Source organism: Ktedonospora formicarum, from assembly GCF_016587355.1.
Lineage (GTDB): Bacteria > Chloroflexota > Ktedonobacteria > Ktedonobacterales > Ktedonobacteraceae > Ktedonobacter > Ktedonobacter formicarum.
Map to the genome: position 1 here is coordinate 855,964 of NZ_BNJF01000002.1, position 20,907 is coordinate 876,870.

At 47.4% G+C, this 20,907-nt stretch carries 18 protein-coding genes; 8 read left to right on the plus strand and 10 right to left on the minus strand.

The window, feature by feature from the left end; genetic code table 11:
- Positions 1-113: 113 nt before the first annotated feature.
- A complete protein-coding gene (locus tag K3T82_RS22610) occupies positions 114-359 on the plus strand; it encodes a hypothetical protein (protein WP_220195817.1) in 246 nt (81 codons plus the stop codon).
- Between the two features lie 188 nt (positions 360-547).
- Here the strand turns inward: K3T82_RS22610 and rpsU are convergent, their stop codons facing one another.
- The gene (gene rpsU, locus K3T82_RS22615) at positions 548-730 is read right to left on the minus strand and encodes a 30S ribosomal protein S21 (protein WP_220195818.1); all 183 of its coding nucleotides are present in this window, start codon (positions 728-730) and stop codon (positions 548-550) included.
- A 5-nt stretch (positions 731-735) separates the two neighbouring features.
- Entirely contained in the window at positions 736-1,098 is a 363-nt protein-coding gene (locus K3T82_RS22620; RefSeq protein ID WP_220195819.1) for a zinc-ribbon domain containing protein, read from the minus strand.
- Positions 1,099-1,545: 447 nt separating this feature from the next.
- Between K3T82_RS22620 and K3T82_RS22625 the strand changes: the two genes are divergently transcribed.
- The 5 genes from K3T82_RS22625 to K3T82_RS22640 all read left to right on the plus strand — a co-directional run bounded on the left by K3T82_RS22625 (position 1,546) and on the right by K3T82_RS22640 (position 6,575).
- Positions 1,546-2,610: a pentapeptide repeat-containing protein gene (locus tag K3T82_RS22625; protein WP_220195820.1), complete on the plus strand. Its 1,065-nt coding sequence runs from the start codon at positions 1,546-1,548 to the stop codon at positions 2,608-2,610.
- Between the two features lie 29 nt (positions 2,611-2,639).
- Entirely contained in the window at positions 2,640-2,963 is a 324-nt protein-coding gene (locus K3T82_RS22630) for a hypothetical protein (RefSeq protein WP_220195821.1), read from the plus strand.
- 254 nt (positions 2,964-3,217) lie between these two features.
- Positions 3,218-3,979: a PAS domain-containing protein gene (locus tag K3T82_RS49610; RefSeq protein ID WP_307811111.1), complete on the plus strand. Its 762-nt coding sequence runs from the start codon at positions 3,218-3,220 to the stop codon at positions 3,977-3,979.
- On the plus strand, positions 3,979-5,109 hold the full coding sequence (locus tag K3T82_RS49615; RefSeq protein ID WP_307811113.1) for a sensor histidine kinase: 1,131 nt from the start codon (positions 3,979-3,981) through the stop codon (positions 5,107-5,109). The genes K3T82_RS49610 and K3T82_RS49615 overlap by 1 nt, the downstream gene beginning before the upstream one ends.
- A gap of 509 nt (positions 5,110-5,618) precedes the next feature.
- Positions 5,619-6,575 (plus strand): sigma-70 family RNA polymerase sigma factor, encoded by a 957-nt coding sequence (locus K3T82_RS22640; protein WP_220195822.1) that lies wholly within the window; start codon positions 5,619-5,621, stop codon positions 6,573-6,575.
- A 1,484-nt stretch (positions 6,576-8,059) separates the two neighbouring features.
- Here K3T82_RS22640 and K3T82_RS22645 read toward each other — a convergent pair.
- The 6 genes from K3T82_RS22645 to K3T82_RS22670 all read right to left on the minus strand — a co-directional run bounded on the left by K3T82_RS22645 (position 8,060) and on the right by K3T82_RS22670 (position 14,936).
- Positions 8,060-8,941, minus strand: coding sequence for a hypothetical protein (locus K3T82_RS22645; RefSeq protein ID WP_220195823.1), 882 nt, complete (start codon positions 8,939-8,941; stop codon positions 8,060-8,062).
- On the minus strand, positions 8,925-9,683 hold the full coding sequence (locus K3T82_RS22650) for a ParA family protein (protein ID WP_220195824.1): 759 nt from the start codon (positions 9,681-9,683) through the stop codon (positions 8,925-8,927). The genes K3T82_RS22645 and K3T82_RS22650 overlap by 17 nt, the downstream gene beginning before the upstream one ends.
- A gap of 339 nt (positions 9,684-10,022) precedes the next feature.
- Positions 10,023-10,322 carry a hypothetical protein gene (locus K3T82_RS22655; RefSeq protein ID WP_220195825.1) on the minus strand — a complete coding sequence of 100 codons (300 nt, stop codon included), beginning with the start codon at positions 10,320-10,322 and terminating at the stop codon, positions 10,023-10,025.
- A gap of 102 nt (positions 10,323-10,424) precedes the next feature.
- On the minus strand, positions 10,425-11,810 hold the full coding sequence (dnaB, locus tag K3T82_RS22660; protein ID WP_220195826.1) for a replicative DNA helicase: 1,386 nt from the start codon (positions 11,808-11,810) through the stop codon (positions 10,425-10,427).
- An 11-nt stretch (positions 11,811-11,821) separates the two neighbouring features.
- Positions 11,822-12,673 (minus strand): ATP-binding protein, encoded by an 852-nt coding sequence (locus K3T82_RS22665; RefSeq protein WP_220195827.1) that lies wholly within the window; start codon positions 12,671-12,673, stop codon positions 11,822-11,824.
- 166 nt (positions 12,674-12,839) lie between these two features.
- Positions 12,840-14,936, minus strand: a complete 2,097-nt coding sequence (locus tag K3T82_RS22670; protein WP_220195828.1) for a hypothetical protein — start codon at positions 14,934-14,936, stop codon at positions 12,840-12,842.
- Positions 14,937-17,126: 2,190 nt separating this feature from the next.
- Between K3T82_RS22670 and K3T82_RS22675 the strand changes: the two genes are divergently transcribed.
- Positions 17,127-17,894: an SDR family oxidoreductase gene (locus K3T82_RS22675; RefSeq protein ID WP_220195829.1), complete on the plus strand. Its 768-nt coding sequence runs from the start codon at positions 17,127-17,129 to the stop codon at positions 17,892-17,894.
- Between the two features lie 178 nt (positions 17,895-18,072).
- Here K3T82_RS22675 and K3T82_RS22680 read toward each other — a convergent pair whose 3' ends face one another.
- The gene (locus K3T82_RS22680) at positions 18,073-19,374 is read right to left on the minus strand and encodes a hypothetical protein (RefSeq protein WP_220195830.1); all 1,302 of its coding nucleotides are present in this window, start codon (positions 19,372-19,374) and stop codon (positions 18,073-18,075) included.
- 395 nt (positions 19,375-19,769) lie between these two features.
- Between K3T82_RS22680 and K3T82_RS22685 the strand changes: the two genes are divergently transcribed.
- A complete protein-coding gene (locus tag K3T82_RS22685; protein WP_220195831.1) occupies positions 19,770-20,243 on the plus strand; it encodes a DUF1579 family protein in 474 nt (157 codons plus the stop codon).
- Positions 20,244-20,361: 118 nt separating this feature from the next.
- Here the strand turns inward: K3T82_RS22685 and K3T82_RS22690 are convergent, their stop codons facing one another.
- Positions 20,362-20,652, minus strand: a complete 291-nt coding sequence (locus K3T82_RS22690) for a SoxR reducing system RseC family protein (RefSeq protein WP_220195832.1) — start codon at positions 20,650-20,652, stop codon at positions 20,362-20,364.
- Between the last annotated feature and the right edge of the window lie 255 nt (positions 20,653-20,907).

Here is a 20,907-nt window from a genome sequence, read left to right on the forward strand (position 1 = left end):
AAGAATTTAGAAACGCGCCGCAATTTTTTTGTAGCCTACCCGCTTCAGCTTCTCTATACTCAGAAAATGGAACGCTGAAGAAACGAGAAGAAAGGGAAAATGGCTATATTTTTGTGAACTCTTCCGTTGACACCACCAAACATCGAGCGTTACAGGCTCATCTCCCACAAACGGGGCCTATCTTACTTGCTATCGATACGGCTGCCGAAGAGGCTGAGCTTGATCCCATGACACGCCTGAATGAGAATGGTATTGATCTCGATCCTATAGAAGCAGCCATCGGTGCACGGAAATTGTTTGAATTGGCGAAACGCGAAGGGGTAAGGCTCACTGTGTTTGGGCGTGACAATGTACAGTAGTCAAAGCTCAAAAAGGCATCTAAATACTACAGCTAACATTTCCTCTCATAGAAGAAGATCATACCCTGGTTTCAGATCTGAAACCAGGGTATGATCTTCTTCTATGAGAAAGACCTACCATCAAACCTTGATGATAGGCCCCTTCTGTTGTGGTATGCTATGATTTATGCTTACTACTTGAGAAAGTTTTAACGGCTGCGGCGTTGACGGCGTCTAAGGCTATCGGCCTTACGCTTACGACGTGCTTGCGGACTCTCATAGAATCTTCGCCTGCGTGCCTCTGCGAGAATGCCAGCCTGTTGCACTTTACGAGAAAAACGTTTTAGCGCGAACTCAAACGAGTCTCCCGGTCCAACAACTACCTGACTCATCAGATCTACCAGCGCGATCTGCGATTACCGCCACCATTGCTATAGCCTCCCTGCGACGAGGATTGGGCCTGGTAGCAATCACGACAATAGACTGGACGATCAGCACGAGGCTGGAAAGGAACTTGAGCTTCATTGCCACAACTTGCACACACAGTCGTGTACATCTGACGAGGTTCGCGATAACCGCCACCCTGAGACCCGAAGCTATCACGGCGACCACCAGACTGTCTGCGCGCTGAACGGCAGGAGGGGCAACGTGTGGGGGTGTTGGTCAAACCACGGCTAGCGAAAAACTCCTGCTCTCCTACGGTGAATACGAATTCCTGATTGCAGTCGCGGCAATACAGTACTTGGTCAGTTAAGGCCATATAATTCTCTCGATTCTAACAAGGGGATTTCCCCGATAACTTACGCTCTGTATCGCGCCGGCAGCCTCAAAAGGTAAGGGTCTCATAACAGAAGGTTATCTCAACTTTGAGTAACTATGCACCATACAGTTTCTGGTGAATAGTATAACACAGAAAGCCTTCCAATGCTACGCTCTTAGCAAGCTCTTTGTGGGTCACTCATTACATCATGAGGCAACTTTTATATCACGTTGCCGTTTAAAGCTTAACTATTTTCGCCCTTCCCTTCGTCTATTATTCTAGGGGATATTATTAGATGGAAATTTAGAGACCTCAGGGAGTTTATTGTATGTGGCTCTCTGATGAGTCTTGCGAAATACATAAAAAGAACTGAGAAGCCTCTTATCTCAAGGATCATCTTTCTGGTATCATTATTGATGGCAATGCCTATATGGGGAGATCAAATTTATGGCACAACAGAAGCATTTGGAAATACTACGCCAGGGCATTGAAGCCTGGAACAAATGGCGCGAGCAAGAGCCCGCTATTAAGCCCGATTTGAGCGAGGCGACCTTGTGGGAAATTAATCTCATGGGCGCGAACTTGAGCAACACAAACTTTAGTGGAGCAAACCTCGTTCGTGCCTCACTCCAGGGTTCTCTGCTCGATGGTGCTGTCTTCTACCGCGCCAGTCTCTTTAAAGCTGATTTAAGTGAAGCCAGCCTGCGCAATGCCAATCTAACTGGAGCGAATCTCAGTTCCGCCAATTTACATAAATCTGATCTCCACCGTGTCATTCTCTATCGCGCCAATCTCAGTGGGGCCAACCTTTATGATAGCACGATTCACGAAGCCAATCTCTGTCAGGCCGACCTGCGTAAAGCTTCAATGTCAATGGCACGTATGCACCACAGCGACCTGAGCAACGCCAACCTTAGCGGTGCTATTCTGGAGGGGATCGACCTACAGAGCGCAAACGCCAGCCAGGCCAACTTTACCAATGCGAATCTCAGCGATGCCCTTCTCGACCAGGCAAATCTCAGCGATGCCCTTCTCAACCAGGCAAATCTCTATAATTGCATTCTGGACGAAGCGAACCTATCAGGCGCGACCCTGCGCGGAACGAATCTTAATAAGGCTAGCCTCATCGGCACACAGCTTCAACATGCGACCCTTGAGCGCGTAGATCTGAGCAACGCCAACCTTGTGCAGAGCGACCTACGCAATGCAACCCTCTCGCATTGCCTCGTCTATGGTATCAATGCCTGGGATATTCAACTTGAGGGCTCAAAGCAGCAAGAGCTCATCATCAGCAACGCCGCTGCCCACGAACCGGCCATTACTGTTGATGACCTGGAAACGGGCCAGTTGCTCTACCTCCTTCTCAAACAAACGCACTCTCAAAGCGTCTTCGGCTGCGCCATGCCTCGGGGGTACTTGTACTTGCTCGACGCGATGGTGGCTATGAGATCGCACAAACTATCGCCACAAAACTGCGCGAGTTACGCTATCAACCCATTCTGGTTGAGCTGAGCGCGGCCAAACCCGAGATTGCCTGGGAGATGCTTCACCGCCTCTCTGGCGTCGTAAACTTTATTATTGCCGATATCAGCGGTCCGGAGATAGCACCCGAACTCATTACACTCTCAAAACGAGATCAGACGCCAATCATCCCGTTAGCATCCACACAAGAGGATACCCAGAGTCTACGCAATAGCCCTCTCTTCGCACAAAGCTGGGTCTACCGCCCTCCCTTCTTCTACCAGAATTCTGAAGAACTTCGCACAACCCTTACCGAGCGTATGGTCACGACAGCTCAGAGCCGCCTTCTCGAACGCCAGCAACTTCTCGAACGCCTCTTCCCCTACCTTCAGGGGAAACCATAAATGTACCCTTGAGTTAACCCCTGAGGCCTTACAGAAAGGTCTCAGGGGTTAACTCCTCAATCTGTCTACAGCGGTGTTCACAAAGATTGAGCCACCTCGTTCTTCGGCCTTTTTTTCAAACCAGAGGGCTCGCCCTGGCAATCTCCATGTGATGAGATTGCCATCTCTTCTTCACGACGCATACAATAACGGTATGCGGGTATTCTTTTTCTCAGCTTGCAACACAATTAAGCCTTTCTGAAAGGAGCTCTCAGGTGGGGAAAAGTTTGCAACATGTCACACAGCACAAACCGAAACGAGATGGAGCGCCTGGAGGGAAACCCATTACTCACGCTCGCTCTCTCGGGGGTGCACACAAGCAACGCAACCATTTGGAAGCCATCTGGGAGTCTTTCCCGGAGGGTCTCATTGCCTGTGATCGCCACCAGCGAATTGTCCGGATCAATGCTGCTGCCTGCAGGCTCTTTGAAGTGGGTTCCGAATCCCAATATCAAGGAAGAAACTACCAGCAATTTCTTACATCTTATATCCGCTCTGATGAGCAGCCATCATGCGTTTCGGGAGAGCAATGGCTGTTGAACCTCGTTCTTGCCGGAGCAACAGGAGCCGGTTTGCAAGCACAAACACTGCGGCTGCATCTGCCTTCCGGGCGCACGATCTTGGTCACGGTTCGCTCCTTTTCTGTGAGTGATCAAGAGCGCGACGTAGAAGAAACTGTCTCGGTCTTCCAGGAACTCACGCATGGCCTTCAAGATGTTTCCCAGCTCCAACGTGCCCACGAGGCCATGTTGGAGCTGATAGCTGCGATCGAACATATTCCCGAGCAAGTAGATCTCGTCTTGCCAGAAGAAACCTTCCTTCTCTCGCCACCGGTTCTCTTCGTGGCCCAGCAGGTGGCAAATGTCATTCGGTCTGTTCTGAATTGTCACCGGGTGAATATGCTCGCGTTCGGCCATCCAACGGGCCATCTATATTTTGTCGCGGGAAGTGGCTATACTGCTGAACATGAACTGTAGTGGCGGGACATCGGGGACGCTTCCATCCCAGAGAAATGCTTGATGATGTGGCATTCGCTCGCCTGGGCGCCAACCAGGAGGTCGTGCTTGCGATGGATCAGATGCACACCATTGCACACCTCGGGAAACAATTGCCTTTTCCGGCGCATCTTCACGCCGTATCTCCTGACTCCGAGGCGGTCCTACTCGTTCCTCTGTTTCTAGGGCAGCAATGGGTTGGGACGCTGATGGTTATCAAAGAGAGTTTGGAAGGAATGTACACGCCAGAGGAGATCACGCTCGCGAAAGCCGTCACCGCGCAGACCATGCTGCTCATTGAGGGGATCCACTGTTTGTACGCGCAGGGAGAGAAACAGCAGAAAGCACTCGTTCAGCACGAAGTGCGTCGCCTGATGAGCGAATTTCTGACCCTAGCCAGCCATGAACTGCGCACCCCACTAACGGGGATCCTGGGCAATCTGCAACTAGCACAGCGCCGATTACAGACCTTCAAAGGGCAGTTCGCTTCTCCGTCTGTTCAGGTCCGCGAACCTATTGCCCATATTCAGCAACCTCTAGCAGCCGCCTCACAGAGTGCCCAACTTCAGCAGCGAATGATCAATGACTTGATCGATGATGCGCGTATCCAAACCAATACGCTCCCTTTCTCCCTGAACCCTGAGGATCTGGGCACCTTGCTGAGAGAGGCGGTAGCTAGGCAGCAATACGCTGCGCCAAGGCACTCCATCGTGCTGGATGCTCCTTCTGCAGAACAAGGCGTGCCTATCCTCGCCGATGCCGGGCGGATCACGTATGTGCTCACCACCTATCTAACGAATGCACGCACCGCTTCTCCCCCAGGGCTTCCCATCGAGGTGCAATTAGGGATGGAGGAGGCGCTCGCCCGTGTCTCCGTCCACAACGAGGGGGCAGGCATGGCAAGAGAAGATCTCGATCATCTGTGGGACCGCTTCTATCGCGCCAAAGGCAGTGCGGTCCAACATGAACTGGATCTGAGCTGGGGATTGCCCCTCTATTTGTGCCGAGTGTTCATGGAACGGCATCACGGCAGCGTTGGGGTGCAGAGTGCTCCTGGTCAGGGAACCACCTTCTGGTTGAGCGTGCCCATCACACCATCTCGGGGAATGTGAGATACGTTCCCCTGCCATTTGGCTCAATCTTTGTGAACACCGCAATAGGTATCCAACAACCTTGAGCACACGATAAATAAGACAGCAAGTCTCTTTCCCTCAGGCTTAATAATGGAAAACACCCATTTTGCACATCCTTAGTCTATACAAACTCTTCAGAGTCTACCAAGTGAAGAAAATGAACTAATTTAGATAAGACTGGTATAAGACAAAACAAATCTTTGTTGCAGCTTCAGAATACAAGAAGAAGAAAATGTGGAAAACCGCCCCAAATTCAGTTAGATCACTCTCCCCCAACCACCACCAAGGTCATTTGATATGCTAGCAGGCACATGCTTAATGGCTATGAAAATGGAAAATGTCTTTAGCCAGGCATATATCATATCTTCTTTGGAGAGATAGGCATCCAAATTTCAGCGGAAGGAGATTAGGAGATCATAGAAAGAGGACTTGCCTATACTTTCTAGCAAAGAACAGTATTTGCTAGAAAATGGTTGGAGGGAGTCCTTATGATAGACATGACTGTAGCGAGCCAGCAAGCTCATACCCTACGAATTCAGGCAGATCCGGAAATACTCAGTCTTAGCGACTCGACCCATTTCTATCGCTACGAGATAGGTCAGGTCGAACTCCTCTCGAAGGAACAAGTTGCACACCTGGCTGAACGTATTGAAAAAGGTCAGACTGGCAAGAAGCAACGTGGACTCACTCGCTCGGCACGTCTCGATGACAAAGAAGCCCAGGAAGCTAAGCGCCAGCTCATTGAAGCCAATCTACGCCTCGTCATGCATCTTGCTCGCAAATATCGAGGCTTTGGTGTAGATCTCATGGATCTGATACAAGAAGGTAATCTGGGGCTTATGCATGCTGTCGAAAAGTTCGATTACAAAAAGGGTTATCGCTTTAGCACATACGCCACATGGTGGATTCGCCAGTACATTACTCGCGCCCTGGCGGAGCAAGCCCATATGATCCGTGTACCACTTTATAAAATCGAAGAGATCAAACGTTTAGGAAGAATCAAACGCAAGTTGCAGCAGGGAGAGGCAGGAGAACCCACCCTTGAAGAATTAGCGGTTCAAATGGAAATTAGCGTACCCGAGGTCATATCTCTGCTTTCAACGAATCAGGAAACTATTAGCCTGGACATGCCACGCAAAGGAGGTGACGACGAAATCTCATTAAGCGAGGTACTGGAAGATGATCCAATCTATTCACCGGAACGTGTTGTGCTCACCCAGACCCTCCAGGAACAGGTACAGGATATCTTGAATTGTCTGACACCCCGAGAGAAGAAAGTTCTTCAACTCCGATTTGGCTTAAACGGTAATGGAGAACATAGCCTGACAGAGACAGGTAAGAAAATGGGTTTAAGCCACGAGGCAGTACGCCAGATGGAATTCCGCGCATTGAAGAAACTGGGGCATCCTTGTCGTGACCGCAGGCTCCAGGACTTCTTGGGGTGACTTAACGAAGGGACACTACTTTGAGTCACTACGATGATGGGGAGTAGAGACTATCCCCAGTCTCTACAAATCGCAGCTACACCAATTCGCCGAGAGCATATTCAGCGAACGATCCAACGCCAAAGGGTCGTTCGCCTTTCATTTTCGCTAATAATTATACAACTACACAAACGTATACGTTTACGTATTTACTTTTACGCATCAGCGCGCCCTCACCTGGGATATCTCAAGAAAGATTTCTCTCCCTTTCCACCTGACTCTTATCTGAAAAACAACGCCGCTGTCATGGCTAGTGCACGCACCTTGCGCGAACATCTGAGCATGTCAGCACTAGCAATCGTCCAGATGGTATATTAGCCTCTCTGTTCCAAGTCAATTCGCTGCATTCTTTTACGTGTACGTTTACGTATTTATACTGATTAGCGTACTCTATATCTTTCTTTAAATACTTTTTATTCTGAGATATTTACGTATACGTTTACATCTGCACAGACTTTTACGTGTACGTTTTCATAACCACTCACGTTTACATTTGCGCATTCGTTAACGTTTTCGACAATGATTACCGCTTCGCACTCGTCATCGTAATTCTCATATGTTTACGTGTACGTTTACATTTGTGTGTGTGTGTTCGTAATCATCCACATCTACGATATCGTAGATGTGGATGATTACGAAGATGTTAACAAGTACATATCTGTAGACAGGTGCGTATTTGGATACATCGTTTAATTGTAGACGTCTACGTCTACGTTAACGTAGTCACCTACAACAACGTTTTCATAGGCGTTTTTGTTTTCGTTTACATTGATATAAACGTCATTGTCTACATTTACATCGTTGTAGATGTTGCGTTATCGTAAACATTAATGCATACGTAAACGTACGCGTTGTTGTTTACGGTAGTGTTAACATCTACGTTTACATATTCATTTACAGCAACAAATATGTTTATGATTGCGTACCTGATGATGCTGGGGTGTATGTTTACACTTACATCTACGATTTGGTAAACAGCAACGTGTACGTTTACGTGTACTTACATGTAGTCAAATAGATATGTAAAAAAATATGGTCGACAACGTAGCCAGGTACGTCTGTGCAAACGTCTACGTATACATAAACAGCTGCAAGCATACCAAAAGTATATTTAGCCTCAGATGCGTATTATATAGCAAGATGAGAGGCATAGGCAAGCTAACGATATATGAAAAAGGTGGGATAAATGTACACACATTTGTTTTCGTAAACGTATACGTTTAAGCGGATGAAGCGATTGACGTATTCGTAAGAACGAGCAGAAATTTAGATTACACAGTAAATATGGAGAATGTTCATATACCTGCTGTAGAAAATCTCGGATGGATAAAGTCAAGATAATTCATTCAATTTAAAACTGAGTAAAAGAGCGCAGACTAAATTGTACAATTCAGCCTGCGCTATGAGAAGGGGGTAGGATTACAGGGCCACATAAGAGACCACTCTTAAGAACGATACTTGCGTAAGAGGTCCGCTATAGCCTCATTCAACAGAGCCGTCTTAGGAAGCTCTCTGTCGTTAGCAAGCTCATCAAACGCTTGTTTCAAGCGCTTATCAATCCAAAGCGTGATACGTTCATGTGTTCTCTCAAAAGTTTGAGCACCACGGCGGCGGCGGACAGCACCTTGAGCAGAAAATGTCGTGCCATCCAGCAAGTCTCGCGGATATTGCCCATTGGCGGCAGGAGCAAATGGGGAAGAAGCAGTCGGCTCAATTGAGAAATTATCCTCATCATTTGGTGCCTGTCTCTGAGGTATCATTCGATACTCATCAACAATGCGCTGATACGGAATTTCAACCTGATTTTGTGGCTCGATTTGATCACTATATAAAGGAACGGTTTGTGATGAGGAATCTAGCACATTTGCCAGCGTTGTTCCTCGCCTGGAAGTCTGAGCCTTACTACGCTGAGGCAAGGGTGCCTCCTCATCCTGGTGAGGAAGAGCATTTACGCGTTGATGATGCTCAGCATCATCAGTAAACGTATACGTATCTGATGATGTCTGCGTATCTGTTTTCACAGGTCTTGGCGAGGGCTGGACATTAGGAGTCTCCACCTTATGCTCATCCTCTATTCGTGAATTGGAAGCCCGTTTTCCGCTAGCTCGTACTGGTGCCATAGAGACCTGTTCAGTCACACGCCCTTCCCCAGACCTGGTTTCCTGATCAGGAGTACCAGTTGCCGATTCAGTGGGTGATGGCGAGGGTAAAATAGGTGTCTCAGCCTGATGTTTACGCGCAGGCTTCTCCTCTGCCTGTTCACTACGATCGGCAACCGATGATGGGCGCAAGAGAGGGTTAATAAATTTCTTAGGCTCTTTCGGCACGTCTTAGCACCTCCTGTATCAGTTTGTTGTACGCCTGGGCGCCTGTGCTGTTAGGAGCATAATCGAAAAGACAGGCAATCTGATTATGAGCCTCCTCAACCTTAATATTACGTGGTATTACAGTGTCAAACAGCTTCTCACCAAAGTGCTCACGGACAGCGGAAAGAACGTCAGCACTCAACCGAGTATGATCATCTAGATTAGCAATAACACCAAAAATCGGTAATTCTACATCAAGATTATCACGCAACTCCTGCATAGTATTCTCCAGGATGCTGATACCAATGAGAGCATAAGTGGTAAGCGCGATGGGAATAATCACATCAGTGCAAGCCATAAAGGCGTTCACGGTCAACACTCCAAGATTAGGAGGAGTGTCAATTAAAACATAATCAAAATCCTCCAATTGAGCGAGCGCACGAGCTAATTTTCGCTCACGACCAGGAGCCGATGCCATCAGAAGATCTGCCGCACTCAGATTGATGGAGCTAGGTACCAGATATAAATTTTCCTGTTGAGTTGCTACAAGTGCGTCACTGATCTTAGTGCCATTAATCAAGACGTCAAAAAGCGTTGGCTCCTGATCAAGATGGCCCAACAAGCTATATGTGCTATTACTCTGGGCATCTGTATCAATGATCAATACCCGGTGACCCGCACGAGCCAGACCATACCCTAGGTTCACTGTGGTGGTCGTTTTCGTGACGCCCCCTTTATTGTTAGCAAGACTGAAAATTCTCACAATTTGCACTCCTTATTATAAGAAAATAGCTGATGTCTCATGACAGGGTCGTTCATGACGAGAAGACAAATCACATTTTTACCTCACATCGCCTGTGTGATATGAGGTAAATCAAAGATTAATGTATACGTATACGTTTTTGTTGGCGTATACCATGACGTCTACAAAAAAGAACGCCTACTTGACCACATTGTAACATAAATTGCCCTCTCTTGGGCATAATAAATGCGGTTTTAGAGGCATTTTACGGTCTTATATGCCATATTACATCTATGTATACGCTACGTTTACGTATACATAGATGTTTTTATACACCAAATGGGCACATAAGACCTGGGACTATGATTTGCGAGGCCGACCTTTACGCCATCCACGACCAGATCGATTCTGAGCCATATTTACAGCAAAGCGAGGCACCAGGCGAATACCAGATCCAGGCACGCCTTTTACTCGACCAGTGGTCAATAACTGGGCAATCTCGGGGCGGGTAGCGAAACGTGAGGGCAGCACACCAACTTCGATCATGGCGTGGATGCGACCAGTCTTCACGCCAAGAAGAATCGCAGCTTCGGCAACAACCATCATCTCTTCAAAATCGTCCTGGCAAATGATCTCATCCGCTTTGCGCATTAAATCCATTGAAGCACTCCTCTTTTTCAATGATGCTGCATTATAAAAAAGATCAAGGTCTATTTTATATCTCGCAGATAAAAGGACTCGTTCGGAACTGAAGGTTAAGACCTAGCCTTCATAGGTCAGAGCACGACTCTCCAAGTTGTCAACAGAGGAAGGAGCAGTACTTGTATCAAAATCGTGGAAACGTGTCTGTGAGCGATTGAAGGCGAGACATACTTCACCAGTAGGCCCATTACGATGCTTGGCGATTATGATATCAGCCAGGCCCTTTCGCTCAGTATCAGGATTGTAAACCTCATCACGATAGATGAAAAGCACAATATCGGCGTTTTGCTCAAGGCCGCCAGATTCGCGCAAATCCGAGAGCATTGGAATTTTCGATTGACGTGACTCCACAGCTCGCGACAACTGAGCCAGGGCGATCACGGGAACATTCAACTCACGGGCCAATGCTTTAAGCTGGCGGCTAATATCATCAATTACCTGAACCCGATTGTCAGAACGCTTCTCTGAAGCAGGCGGCTGCATAAGCTGAAGGTAATCAATGATGATTAAGTCCAGGCTATCGAAATCGGTGAGCCACTGGCGAGCCTTACTACTCAATTGCGTTACAGTCACCCCCGGAGTATCGTCAATGAGGATTGTTGTGCTTGAAAGATTCGTCATGGAGATCTCAAGGCGCTCCCAATCATCATCATAGAGATCACCTGTACGCAGGCGTTGTTGATCAATCTTGGCATCCATAGAGATCAAACGCTGCACAAGTTGATCTTGACTCATCTCAAGACTAAAAATACCTACGGTGCGTTTATGATCAAGAGCCGCATTGTAAGCCAGGCTCAAAGCAAAACTCGTTTTTCCCACAGCAGGACGGGCAGCCAGAATGATTAAATCCGATGCCTGAAGGCCTCCAAGGATGCGATCTAGATCTAAGAAGCCCGTAGGGACTCCTACAAGTCCGTCACGGCGTTCAGAAAGGGAGGATAGCCTCTCCATGTAGTTTGTGATTACATCGCGGATGTGTGGGCTCTGAGAGCGTTTATGCGCATATCCCTGACGGATAGTGAAAAGGAATTGTTCCGCCTGATCGAGGGCAGCCTCAGCATCTTCTTCACCGTAGGCGGTTGCGACTATCTGTCCTCCCGCATGTATCAAGCGTCGAAGCAGAGCCATCTGTTCAACAATATGGGCATAAAACTCGGCATTTCCGCTAGTAGGCACTCGATTGATCAGCGAAATAATATAATCCTCACCACCTGCCTCCTCAAGCTTATTTTGACGCTCAAGTTCATGGCAAACCGTAACAAAGTCAGCAGGTTCATGCTGATCAAACAGGCGAAGTATCGCCTCATAGATCAAGCGGTGAGCATCACGATAAAAGTCATCGGCACGTAGAAAGCCAACGATCAAAGAGCTAGCTTCAGGATCAATCAGCAAACTACCTAGCACACCTGCTTCAGCCTCTACATTCTGCGGTAAAAGCCGCTCCATAAGGTATCCTCCTAACGTAAATCGACTCCGGGAACTTCCACCAATCTGCACAAACCACGCAAACGTGAGACAACCGCGTCACCGAATTGGCACTCAAGCTGCTCGGCATCCAGGTTAGTCGTAACCATGATAGGTAGGTGGGTAGTGTAGCGAGCATCAAAAATGTCCTCAAGAAATTTGCGAATATAGTAAGGGGCAGGATCCATTGATTGAGAATCACCAAGATTATCCAGAAACAGCAAAGGTATTCTGCGCAGTGTGCTCAACATTTTTTCCTGTTGATCCGTCGCCTGAAAGTGAGAGAGCAGGAGAGGTGTGTAAAGTGAGAGCATATGCTGCCCAGTTTCGGCTAGGGAGGCTGCAAGACCCAGGATAAGTCCAGTCTTACCAACGCCAGGATAGCCTTGAAGGCAAAGACCATAGCAGCTCACTTTATCTTCGAGCTGCTGATCTTTTACAAAGTTCTTAGCAGCCTCTAAAAGCTTGACACGTGCCTCGTAGGCGGGTTGATATTCCTCGTTTGCTTTTACGCGTGAGCTACCAAAGTGAAGTGGCCAGCTCTCAAGAGTATAAGGTAAACCAGTTTTTGTCTTCGAGGGGGTAAGGAGGGCTGGTTCAAAGAGCTTACAAGCATAATGATAATCATCAAGTAGGCTCTGTCTGCGATACTCTTCACGCTCGCGTTTGATAAGATGCTGATAACGTACTCCCAGTTCGCAATCACAGTATTCAGCTGGAGCAAAGAAGCCATTGAACTCACGTATGACAGGTAGTTCTCTTCCATCGACTCCCAGTGGTACCCCTTGATGATTGCAACCAATACATTCACCACCTTGATGGCGAGCAAGCAAACGCTCCTGCATAAGGGTTCGCTCATTTTCCGCAAGTGAAGCTATATGCCTGGCAAAAACGGTGCTACGCTGGCCTGGTAGGTGAGTTGGTCGTTTATAATTTGCTAGATGCCTATGAAACATCTTACACGCTAACTTTCTCTTTACAATCCGACAATAAGTCTTTTACTTTTCATGTTTATTTTTTCTCTAATCCATAAAGTTTTGTTGAAGAAAAATTGTCTTCTCGATAAAATGATTTTCCACCCCTTTTCTTTACTTTCGCACCTGAATTTGCCTTGGTTTCCTGATGTAGCTTCTGCAAGAATGGGCTAAGTCCTTCCGCTTTCACATATGGATTTTCGAGATAGACACATATCTGCTCACAGGTCATTTGCAATAGATGCTCTACCTCATCCAGCCTATCATTAATCTTGTTCTCCATGAACATTTTGCAACGGCTAGTAAAGAGCCCTGCGGGGTTGTGAATAGTTCTACCACTGGGATTAATAAGACAGAGCAAGGTATACACAAAACCAGAAGCAAGCGCATGAGCATTTACAGTCTTAAGCAGTTTCTGATGATTATGCCAGGCTGATCGGTTACCTTCGAAAACCTCAGCTAGAAACATTTGTAGGTCCTTACGTAACGTAACGTTAGTATTATTATTATTTTTATAAATTATTGTAATAAATTCGTTTACGTTTAACGTTACGTATAGTGCCAAGAATTCGCGAGAGTAAGCTGATGGGTCTTTAAGCAGTTTTATGGCCTTATTGCCCTCAAAGTCTACCGTGTTGAGTATCTCGGTAGTAGACTCGGTGATGATATTCTCAATCTCTGTGTTTGCCTCGTTCTTCGAGTCTACTGTGGCTGGTAGATTTTGAGCTGGTCGGCAGGTTTGAGAGTCTACCGTTGTTAGGGAGGCTACCTCCTGGTTGGAAGCAGGATCTTGCAACTCAAGGTGCGAGGTAGACTCAAGCTCGGAAGGTGGTGTGAAGTCTACTGGTGCGCCCTGAGTACGCGCGTTTTTGATTAAATCGTGAAGAGATGTGGGCTTTTTGTGTGTTCTATGTGCTTGGGAAGGAGAGTCTACCATATGATGCTTGGTAGACTCATACGCCCCAGGTGCAATATTTTTTTGTATGAGTCTACCGTGGCTGGTAGACTCTGGGGCATAACTCTCAATGCGAGAAGGTACAGAGTCTACCAGCGGAGTAGACTTTGAGAAGTGTTCTTCGGAAATATCCAAGGATCGAGGCGTAAAGTCTACCGATGTGGTAGGCTCATGAGCCTGTTTTTTATCCTGAGAAGGGTTAGAGTCTACCACATCGGTAGACTTTTGAGTATTGCCATCGCGATCAATGATTTCTAATGCTATGGAGTCTACCGATGTGGTAGACTCACTAACAAAGTTTTCAACGCGAGAAGGAGCTGAGTCTACCGTAATGGTAGACTCATGCTCATTTGCTGTTTTAGTTTTGGGTAAAAGTCTACCGGAAAAAGTAGACTCTACGACTGTTGGGGCTATTTGGGTGTTGGTTGCGCGGAGTCTACCCTGTTTGGGAGAGGATGAGACCTGAACAGTCGGGTGCGTTAGCAGCTTGCTAACAATCTCGCTGGAGATGCGCTTGACCAGGCGTTGGCGGCGTTCGACCTCGATGTTCTCAGCGCATAAGATGGAATGAAGCTGAGACACAAGTTCTTGCTCAGGTGATAGGGAAACGATGCCAGATTTAGGATCCTCATTGATTAAAGGGGCGAAGGTGTTATACAAAACACAACGTTCACGTAAGCGCCGAGCAAATTGCTGAACTTTAGGGCGGCTCTTTAGCAGCAAGCGATCAAGCTCATTAAGTGATGAAGGCAGATTATAGTGCTGTAATGGGAAAAGTAGCTCAATATGATTGCTGAAACGGCGCTTAAATAAGAGATTGAGTGCGCAAAAAGTTATCACATACTTATGGGTTGTGTCATAGCCCCAATGAATGCGATGCGCGAGCTCTCGTATGTTTTGTAGTGTAATAACTGCGTAAGCTATTGGTGTTTGCGTTGTGGCATCCGTGAGCGCCTCTTGTTTGACCTCAGCCTGTGTCAGGATCAGGCTAAGAAATTCTAGCCCCTTTAAGGGTTTGGCGAAGATTTTATCCACAACGTGAAAGATTGCCGGGTTCACCTGCTGAATATCAACGCCAGTGGGTGAAATTGTACCTACTCCCACCTGTGTGTCCAGGTCTGGAGGGTCAAAGGTTTCTTGCAAATTATTCACTTGATTGGACGGATATGGCTCGGCCATACAAACCCCCTAAAACACTATCTACCAATAACCATGAATGGGCCAGTATCGTGAAGCAGGCTGCATTACCTGCTAATTGTTTGCTTACAATGGCCTGATAAGCCATTGTGACTTTATGTTGGGTTGTGTAAATAAGTGAAGGCGAGAATAATTTTCAAACCCTTCACCTTTAAAAAATTTTAAGCATTGATCGACTCGCAGAAAGCAAAATGCTCCCCGGACCTTCAACTTTTGTGTAAAACACATAGTACACTCTGAAGAAGAATTTTACTAGTGCAGTAATTGCTATTTAGTCGTTTTCTGGTGTTTGCCTTTTGAGCTCAAATTTGCACCATCAGACGGTGGGGTTTTCACCACACTCTGGTGGGGTTTTCACCACACTCCGGTGGGGGTCGCGTTATGACTTTTGGGTATGAGCTATTTTTTGCTTCATAAGGCCGCAAATGGCCAAGTATCACAATGCTAGGAGCAATGTCAAGAGCCAGGAAAAAAAAGCGCAAATGTTATGTGACTTAACAAATAATATAAATAATATGGAGGTTGGGAGAGGGTAATCACTTACATGATTGGATAAAAAGAAGAGGGAAATGTAATGCAAACGAAGATAAAGAATCGTTTTTTAGTTTATTTACGCTAATCGTGAACTGAGAAATACACCTAACAGCGGTGGGGATCGGTTGCGATAAACATCCCTTTGGCATGCTTGCTACAAATGAACAATATTATTGTGGAATGCACCCAACAGTGGTGGGGGCAAAAATGCAAAACAAGAGATGATTTGCACCCGACAGTGGTGGGGGTAAGGGCACGAAACGAGAGCTGGAATGCACCCAACAGTGGTGGGGGCAAAAACGCAAAGCAAGAGATGATTTGCACCCAACGATGGTGGGGGTAAGAGCACGAAAAATGCGCTGGAATGCACCCGACAGTGGTGGGGGGAAGAGCACGAAACGAGAGCCGGAATGCACCCAACAGTGGTGGGGGGAAGAGCATGAAACGAGAGTTGGAATGCACCCATCATCGGTGGAGGAAGGAGCGCAAAGCAAGAGATGATTTGCACCCAACAGTGGTGGGGAAGATTGGGTAGAAAATATATATTGATGTGTAACATGGCAGTGAAGTGAGGGACGGAATGCACCCAACAGTGGTGGGGTAGTGAGCGTCAAAATGGCTTTTTGTAGTTGTTTTTATGTCCTACTCCAATCGTGAAATGCACCTAACTACGATGGGGTAAACATAATATATGCTTTCACAACGATGCATCAGCTTTCAGTTGGAATGCACCCAACGATGGTGGGGGTAAGAGCACGAAAAGTGTGCTGTAATGCACCCAACAGTGGTGGGGGGAAGAGCACGAAACGAGAGCCGGAATGCACCCAACGATGGTGGGGGGAAGAGCACGAAACGAGAGCTGGAATGCACCCAACGATGGTGGGGCCAAAAGTGCAAGAAGATGGCTGTAATGCACCCAACGATGGTGGGGGTAAGAGCACGAAAAGTGTGCTGTAATGCACCCAACAGTGGTGGGGGTAAGAGCACGAAAAGTGTGCTGTAATGCACCCAACAGTGGTGGGGGTAAGAGCATGAAAAGTGTGCTGTAATGCACCCAACAGTGGTGGGGGTAAGAGCACAAAACGAGAGCTGAAAAGAGCTATGTTATAGCACATAGCAAGCGATATAAAGAGTTCACAATGCACCCAACGGTGGTGGGGGAATTTTATCGATTGAAGCTAAAAGAAAAGCCAGGAATTTTCCAAAAGTAAGTAGAACAATCGTAAAAATGTAATAGAAAATAGCATGTCTCAATACCTCGAAAACGCCACTTTTAACCTCACAATGCACCCGACCCTGGTGGGGATTTCGCTCGAAATGGGGGTAATTTGGCTAACCAAAAATCCTGGTACTAGAGTATCTGTAGAGCAAAATATCTTTCAAACATATATGCGATCGAAGTACATTTGTACTACTAACAAGCCGCTATGGCTGTATGATTATTGTATTACTGATTAATACAATGCACCCGACCCTGGTGGGGATTGGAATCTCTTTTGCCTAATAGAGAATGAAGGGTTTTCTCACGTAAGGGTTAGCTTTGGGCGAGTATAGGCTTGTGGATTACCTTAACAACGTGTATGGTAACGGTGGGTTTGAAATAGAGCAATTAACGCTAATTTTGAGGAGAGAATGCATATGGGCGAATGGAATAAAGGAGAGCAGGGAGCAGTCATTGTAACTGGAGCCAGTCGGGGTATTGGTGCTGCTGTAGCCAGACTTGTAGGGGCGCATGGCTTTCCTGTAGCCGTGAACTTTGCGAAGGGCGAAACCGCCGCTCAAGAAGTGGTTTTGCAGATCATAGCATCTGGTGGTCGGGCTATCGCTATTCAAGGAGATGTTGCGAGTGAAGATGATGTCATGCGCATCTTCGAGACAACCATGAGTGAATTGGGACCGTTACAAGGTCTTGTTAATAATGCTGGGATTACTGGTGGTTTTGCGCGTGTCGAGGAAGTACAGGCGGAAACAATCAGGCGCGTACTAGAAGTCAATATTACTGGAGCAATATTGTGTGCGCGTGAGGCCGTAAAAAACATGTCATTGCGTCGTGGAGGCAGGGGAGGAGCGATTGTTAATATTTCATCGCTTGCCGCGCGTCTTGGTGGAACTGGTGAGTGGGTCCATTATGCTGCGTCTAAGGGAGCGATTAATAGCTTTACTATTGGGTTGGCGCGCGAGGTTGCCCAGGAAGGTATTCGTGTCAATGCTGTCGCTCCTGGGCTCATAGAAACCGAATTGCACGCTTTGAGTGGAGCTCCTGATCGTGTTGAGCGCATGAGTCCAACCGTACCTATGCAACGGGCTGGGACAGCGGAGGAAGTAGCTGAGGGTGTGCTATGGCTGCTCTCGCCAGCGGCATCATACACAACTGGGACAATTCTGGAAATTGGAGGTGGGAGATGAATACTACATTAGTTGATTACGTTTCTGAGCGGGGTCACATGGGCTTTATGGATCGTCAACCCTGATAGCCTGATTGTTTAGCATAGTTCATGTGTATCTAAGTGAAGATTCGTGGATGAAATGAGAATGCGTGCTCCCTGAATGATAGGGAGCACGCATTTATAGTAAATGAAGATACCTATTCCTTCTCTTTAGATACCTCGCGGGCGCGAACGCGGCGAGGTCGCTTACGCTGAGGGCTATTCAAAGCCTGATACTCTTGAATAAGCTTAAGAGGGGGGAGAATCTCCCAGCGGGAGGCGAGCCAGTCTTTACTCCAGCGTGTCTGATCTTTGTTAACCTCCGTCAGGCAAATCTGCTTGCCTACGATGCCCATATTTTCGAGCTTGGCGAGGGCTGCTTCTATGTTAGGCACAAAGCGCGTTGTCATGTGACGCTCATCGACCTCAATCATACTAGCGGCCAGAAGCTCCGACATGGCGATAGGAGCGCTAAAGTTTCCTTGTTTGGCCTGCTCACGCCAGCGTTCTGTGAGGTAGAGAGCGATGCGTAGCGAGTAGCGATCATTTTGTGGGTTCAGCTTGAAGATCTGGCTATCAATCTCAGCCAGGTAATAGTTCTGATGTTCTTCATAAGTGCTGATCCAATCCCCAGGTGAGACAAGGAAGCCAATGATGATCTTGTCATCCGTAAGGGCCTTGCGGCTGACGACCGAGTAGCGCATATAGGGACCATCGACCTGTATAGGAACGGATTTGCCACGTACAGTAATCGTGCAGTTCCCGCGTACATTACAGGATGCCAGCAGTGTCAGGTCTTGAAGCACACGGCGTTTCTGCTCCGTTCGATAGCCATCAGTATAGCGTTTGGCGGTACCAGGATGGGCCACACGACTATGTTTTTTGAGTCCCTGCCATTGTAGGATCTCGTCGAGTAGCACTGGCACGCTCCCATTTTTGGAGACACGGTCGTTATGACGGCGAATGTTCCAAAGGCCGAGCAGAATACGTGCGGTCAGGACTGTGCTCTCGCTCAACTGACGTATTTGTTTGAGGGCTTGAGGTATCTCCAGGGGACGTTCGGGAGTGCCGAGATAAACCTCAAGCATGTTGGAGGCGAGATAGGAAATTTCACCGTCGCCGGGTCGCCACATGCTCTTCTGAGCCAGTGAAGCTTCGCGTACCGCCTGATCAGGTCGATAGTTAGTGACCTTGAGATTCTCCATCACGTAGGGAGTGATGCGGTCAAAGAGCGAGGCTTCATGCTCAATCTCGCCGCCCTCTAGGATGTTTGCCAGGTATTCGGTGGCTTCCTCCTCGGACATATAATCCGTAACGTCAGCGAAGGTTTGATCGAGCAGGGCCTCAATTTCAGAATCGTACTCATCATCGCCTTCGTCGGTTATAGGAGCGGTATCAACGATAGCCGCTTTTTGTGGAGTCAGGTCGAGTTCTGGTTGCTTGTGTTCGTCCATAAGCATCTGCGAGTGGCTCTTAATAAAGTGTAAGGAGGATATCCTTCATGATTATGAGAGCCTGTCGCAAGCCTCCTTTTTCTTTACTGGGCGGAGTGGAGAGCCTTTCATCTGCCAGGGCGAATTGTGACGCCACTGACCAATACTTCTAACAGTATAGCATTAGAAAACGCGAACGTGAACAGGTTGACGCGAAATGCCAACCAAATATCGTCGCGCAAGCGCCAGGCTCGCATATGGTCGCGCGAGGCGTGAGCGATTGCTTCATCAGAGGAGATAGGCCTTCTTGTTGCGAGCAAGATTGGAGAAGCTTCTCTACTTTTCTTGCTATAAACTGGATGTTCTGGCTACTATGTCTATATACTGTGTTAAAGGTATTGCAAGCAGGGAAGGAGTTCCAAATGGCGAACGACGAGACGATACTACCCGAGAAACCTATACCAGATCCCGCACTCAGGCGCCTGGATAAGTTAGTCGGAACATGGAGTCTCAAGGGACGTACACTAGATGCCCAGGAAGATAATATTCGCGGGCGAACTACCATTGAATGGTTGCCAGGTGGCTTTTTCCTCGCATTGCGTGGAGAAATAGAGTTCCAGGGCTTTAAGAGTCAGAGTCTCGAAGTCATCGGTTATGATCCAACGACCAGGGGATTCTCCTCAACTGTCTATTCGGACATGGGAGGTGTGCCAATGCCCTATTGGTGGGATGTTCAAGATGATGTGGTAACGCACTGGATGGAGGGATCAAAGTACACCGGGACATTCAGTGAGGATGGTAATGTCCTTAAGGGAGGCTGGCGACCGGATGAGGGCAAGGAAAGTGCTGAAAATGTGGGGTACGATGCGATCATGATTCGAATACTGGACGCATAGTTAGGAGATTAGAGCAAATTCGCATAAATGCGCGATTTATATGTTTACTACTTATCAGGGATAGGTTGGTTAGAGAGGCGATGGGGCATGCTCGCTTAGAAGGAGCATGCCCCATTTATCAATTCTGAGAGGTTCTGGTGAATTTCTGCATGGCATAGAGAATAAGGCCTGCTCGACCATTCTCAGCCCTAAGCTCATGTTGATGTGCGAGCGTGTTTTGCTGATTGCGTGTTTCCAGGGAGAGAGTATGGCGCTTATGTCTGGTAAGGTAGAGAATCAGGAAGCCCAGCGTGGGTAGAATCAAGGCTCCTACTAAGGCGGCATTCCCATTCCCAAGTGGGATGAAGCTTCCGATGATGGCACCGGCGATCAGTCCCAGGACGACTATCGCGATATTGACATATTTCATACGAAACTCCATTAGCTTGAATGAAGCGAAATTATCCAAGCTTCTTGTAAGCTTGCTACTACTATAATACGACGTAAAAGTGGGCAAAACAACAAAAGCTCGGAATAATCCTGTGGCTTTTTTTGCTTCATTAAGCGAACCATTAAGCAAAGAGGAATTGGGAATAGATAAGGCTCAGGTATGAGTGTGCCAGAGAGAGGATGTTTGCTATAATCTGGCTGGTATCTCCTTAAAGATGATAGGCTGAAAGATATG

Excerpts from the sequence above, each read along its gene's own strand:
- rpsU (WP_220195818.1), bottom strand. The coding sequence starts at position 730 with ATGAGTCAGGTAGTTGTTGGACCGGGAGACTCGTTTGAGTTCGCGCTA.
- K3T82_RS22620 (WP_220195819.1), bottom strand. The coding sequence starts at position 1,098 with ATGGCCTTAACTGACCAAGTACTGTATTGCCGCGACTGCAATCAGGAA.
- K3T82_RS22625 (WP_220195820.1), top strand. The coding sequence starts at position 1,546 with ATGGCACAACAGAAGCATTTGGAAATACTACGCCAGGGCATTGAAGCC.
- K3T82_RS22630 (WP_220195821.1), top strand. The coding sequence starts at position 2,640 with ATGCTTCACCGCCTCTCTGGCGTCGTAAACTTTATTATTGCCGATATC.
- K3T82_RS22640 (WP_220195822.1), top strand. The coding sequence starts at position 5,619 with ATGATAGACATGACTGTAGCGAGCCAGCAAGCTCATACCCTACGAATT.
- K3T82_RS22655 (WP_220195825.1), bottom strand. The coding sequence starts at position 10,322 with ATGGATTTAATGCGCAAAGCGGATGAGATCATTTGCCAGGACGATTTT.
- dnaB (WP_220195826.1), bottom strand. The coding sequence starts at position 11,810 with ATGGAGCGGCTTTTACCGCAGAATGTAGAGGCTGAAGCAGGTGTGCTA.
- K3T82_RS22665 (WP_220195827.1), bottom strand. The coding sequence starts at position 12,673 with ATGCAGGAGCGTTTGCTTGCTCGCCATCAAGGTGGTGAATGTATTGGT.
- K3T82_RS22670 (WP_220195828.1), bottom strand. The coding sequence starts at position 14,936 with ATGGCCGAGCCATATCCGTCCAATCAAGTGAATAATTTGCAAGAAACC.
- K3T82_RS22675 (WP_220195829.1), top strand. The coding sequence starts at position 17,127 with ATGGGCGAATGGAATAAAGGAGAGCAGGGAGCAGTCATTGTAACTGGA.
- K3T82_RS22680 (WP_220195830.1), bottom strand. The coding sequence starts at position 19,374 with ATGCTTATGGACGAACACAAGCAACCAGAACTCGACCTGACTCCACAA.
- K3T82_RS22685 (WP_220195831.1), top strand. The coding sequence starts at position 19,770 with ATGGCGAACGACGAGACGATACTACCCGAGAAACCTATACCAGATCCC.
- K3T82_RS22690 (WP_220195832.1), bottom strand. The coding sequence starts at position 20,652 with ATGAAATATGTCAATATCGCGATAGTCGTCCTGGGACTGATCGCCGGT.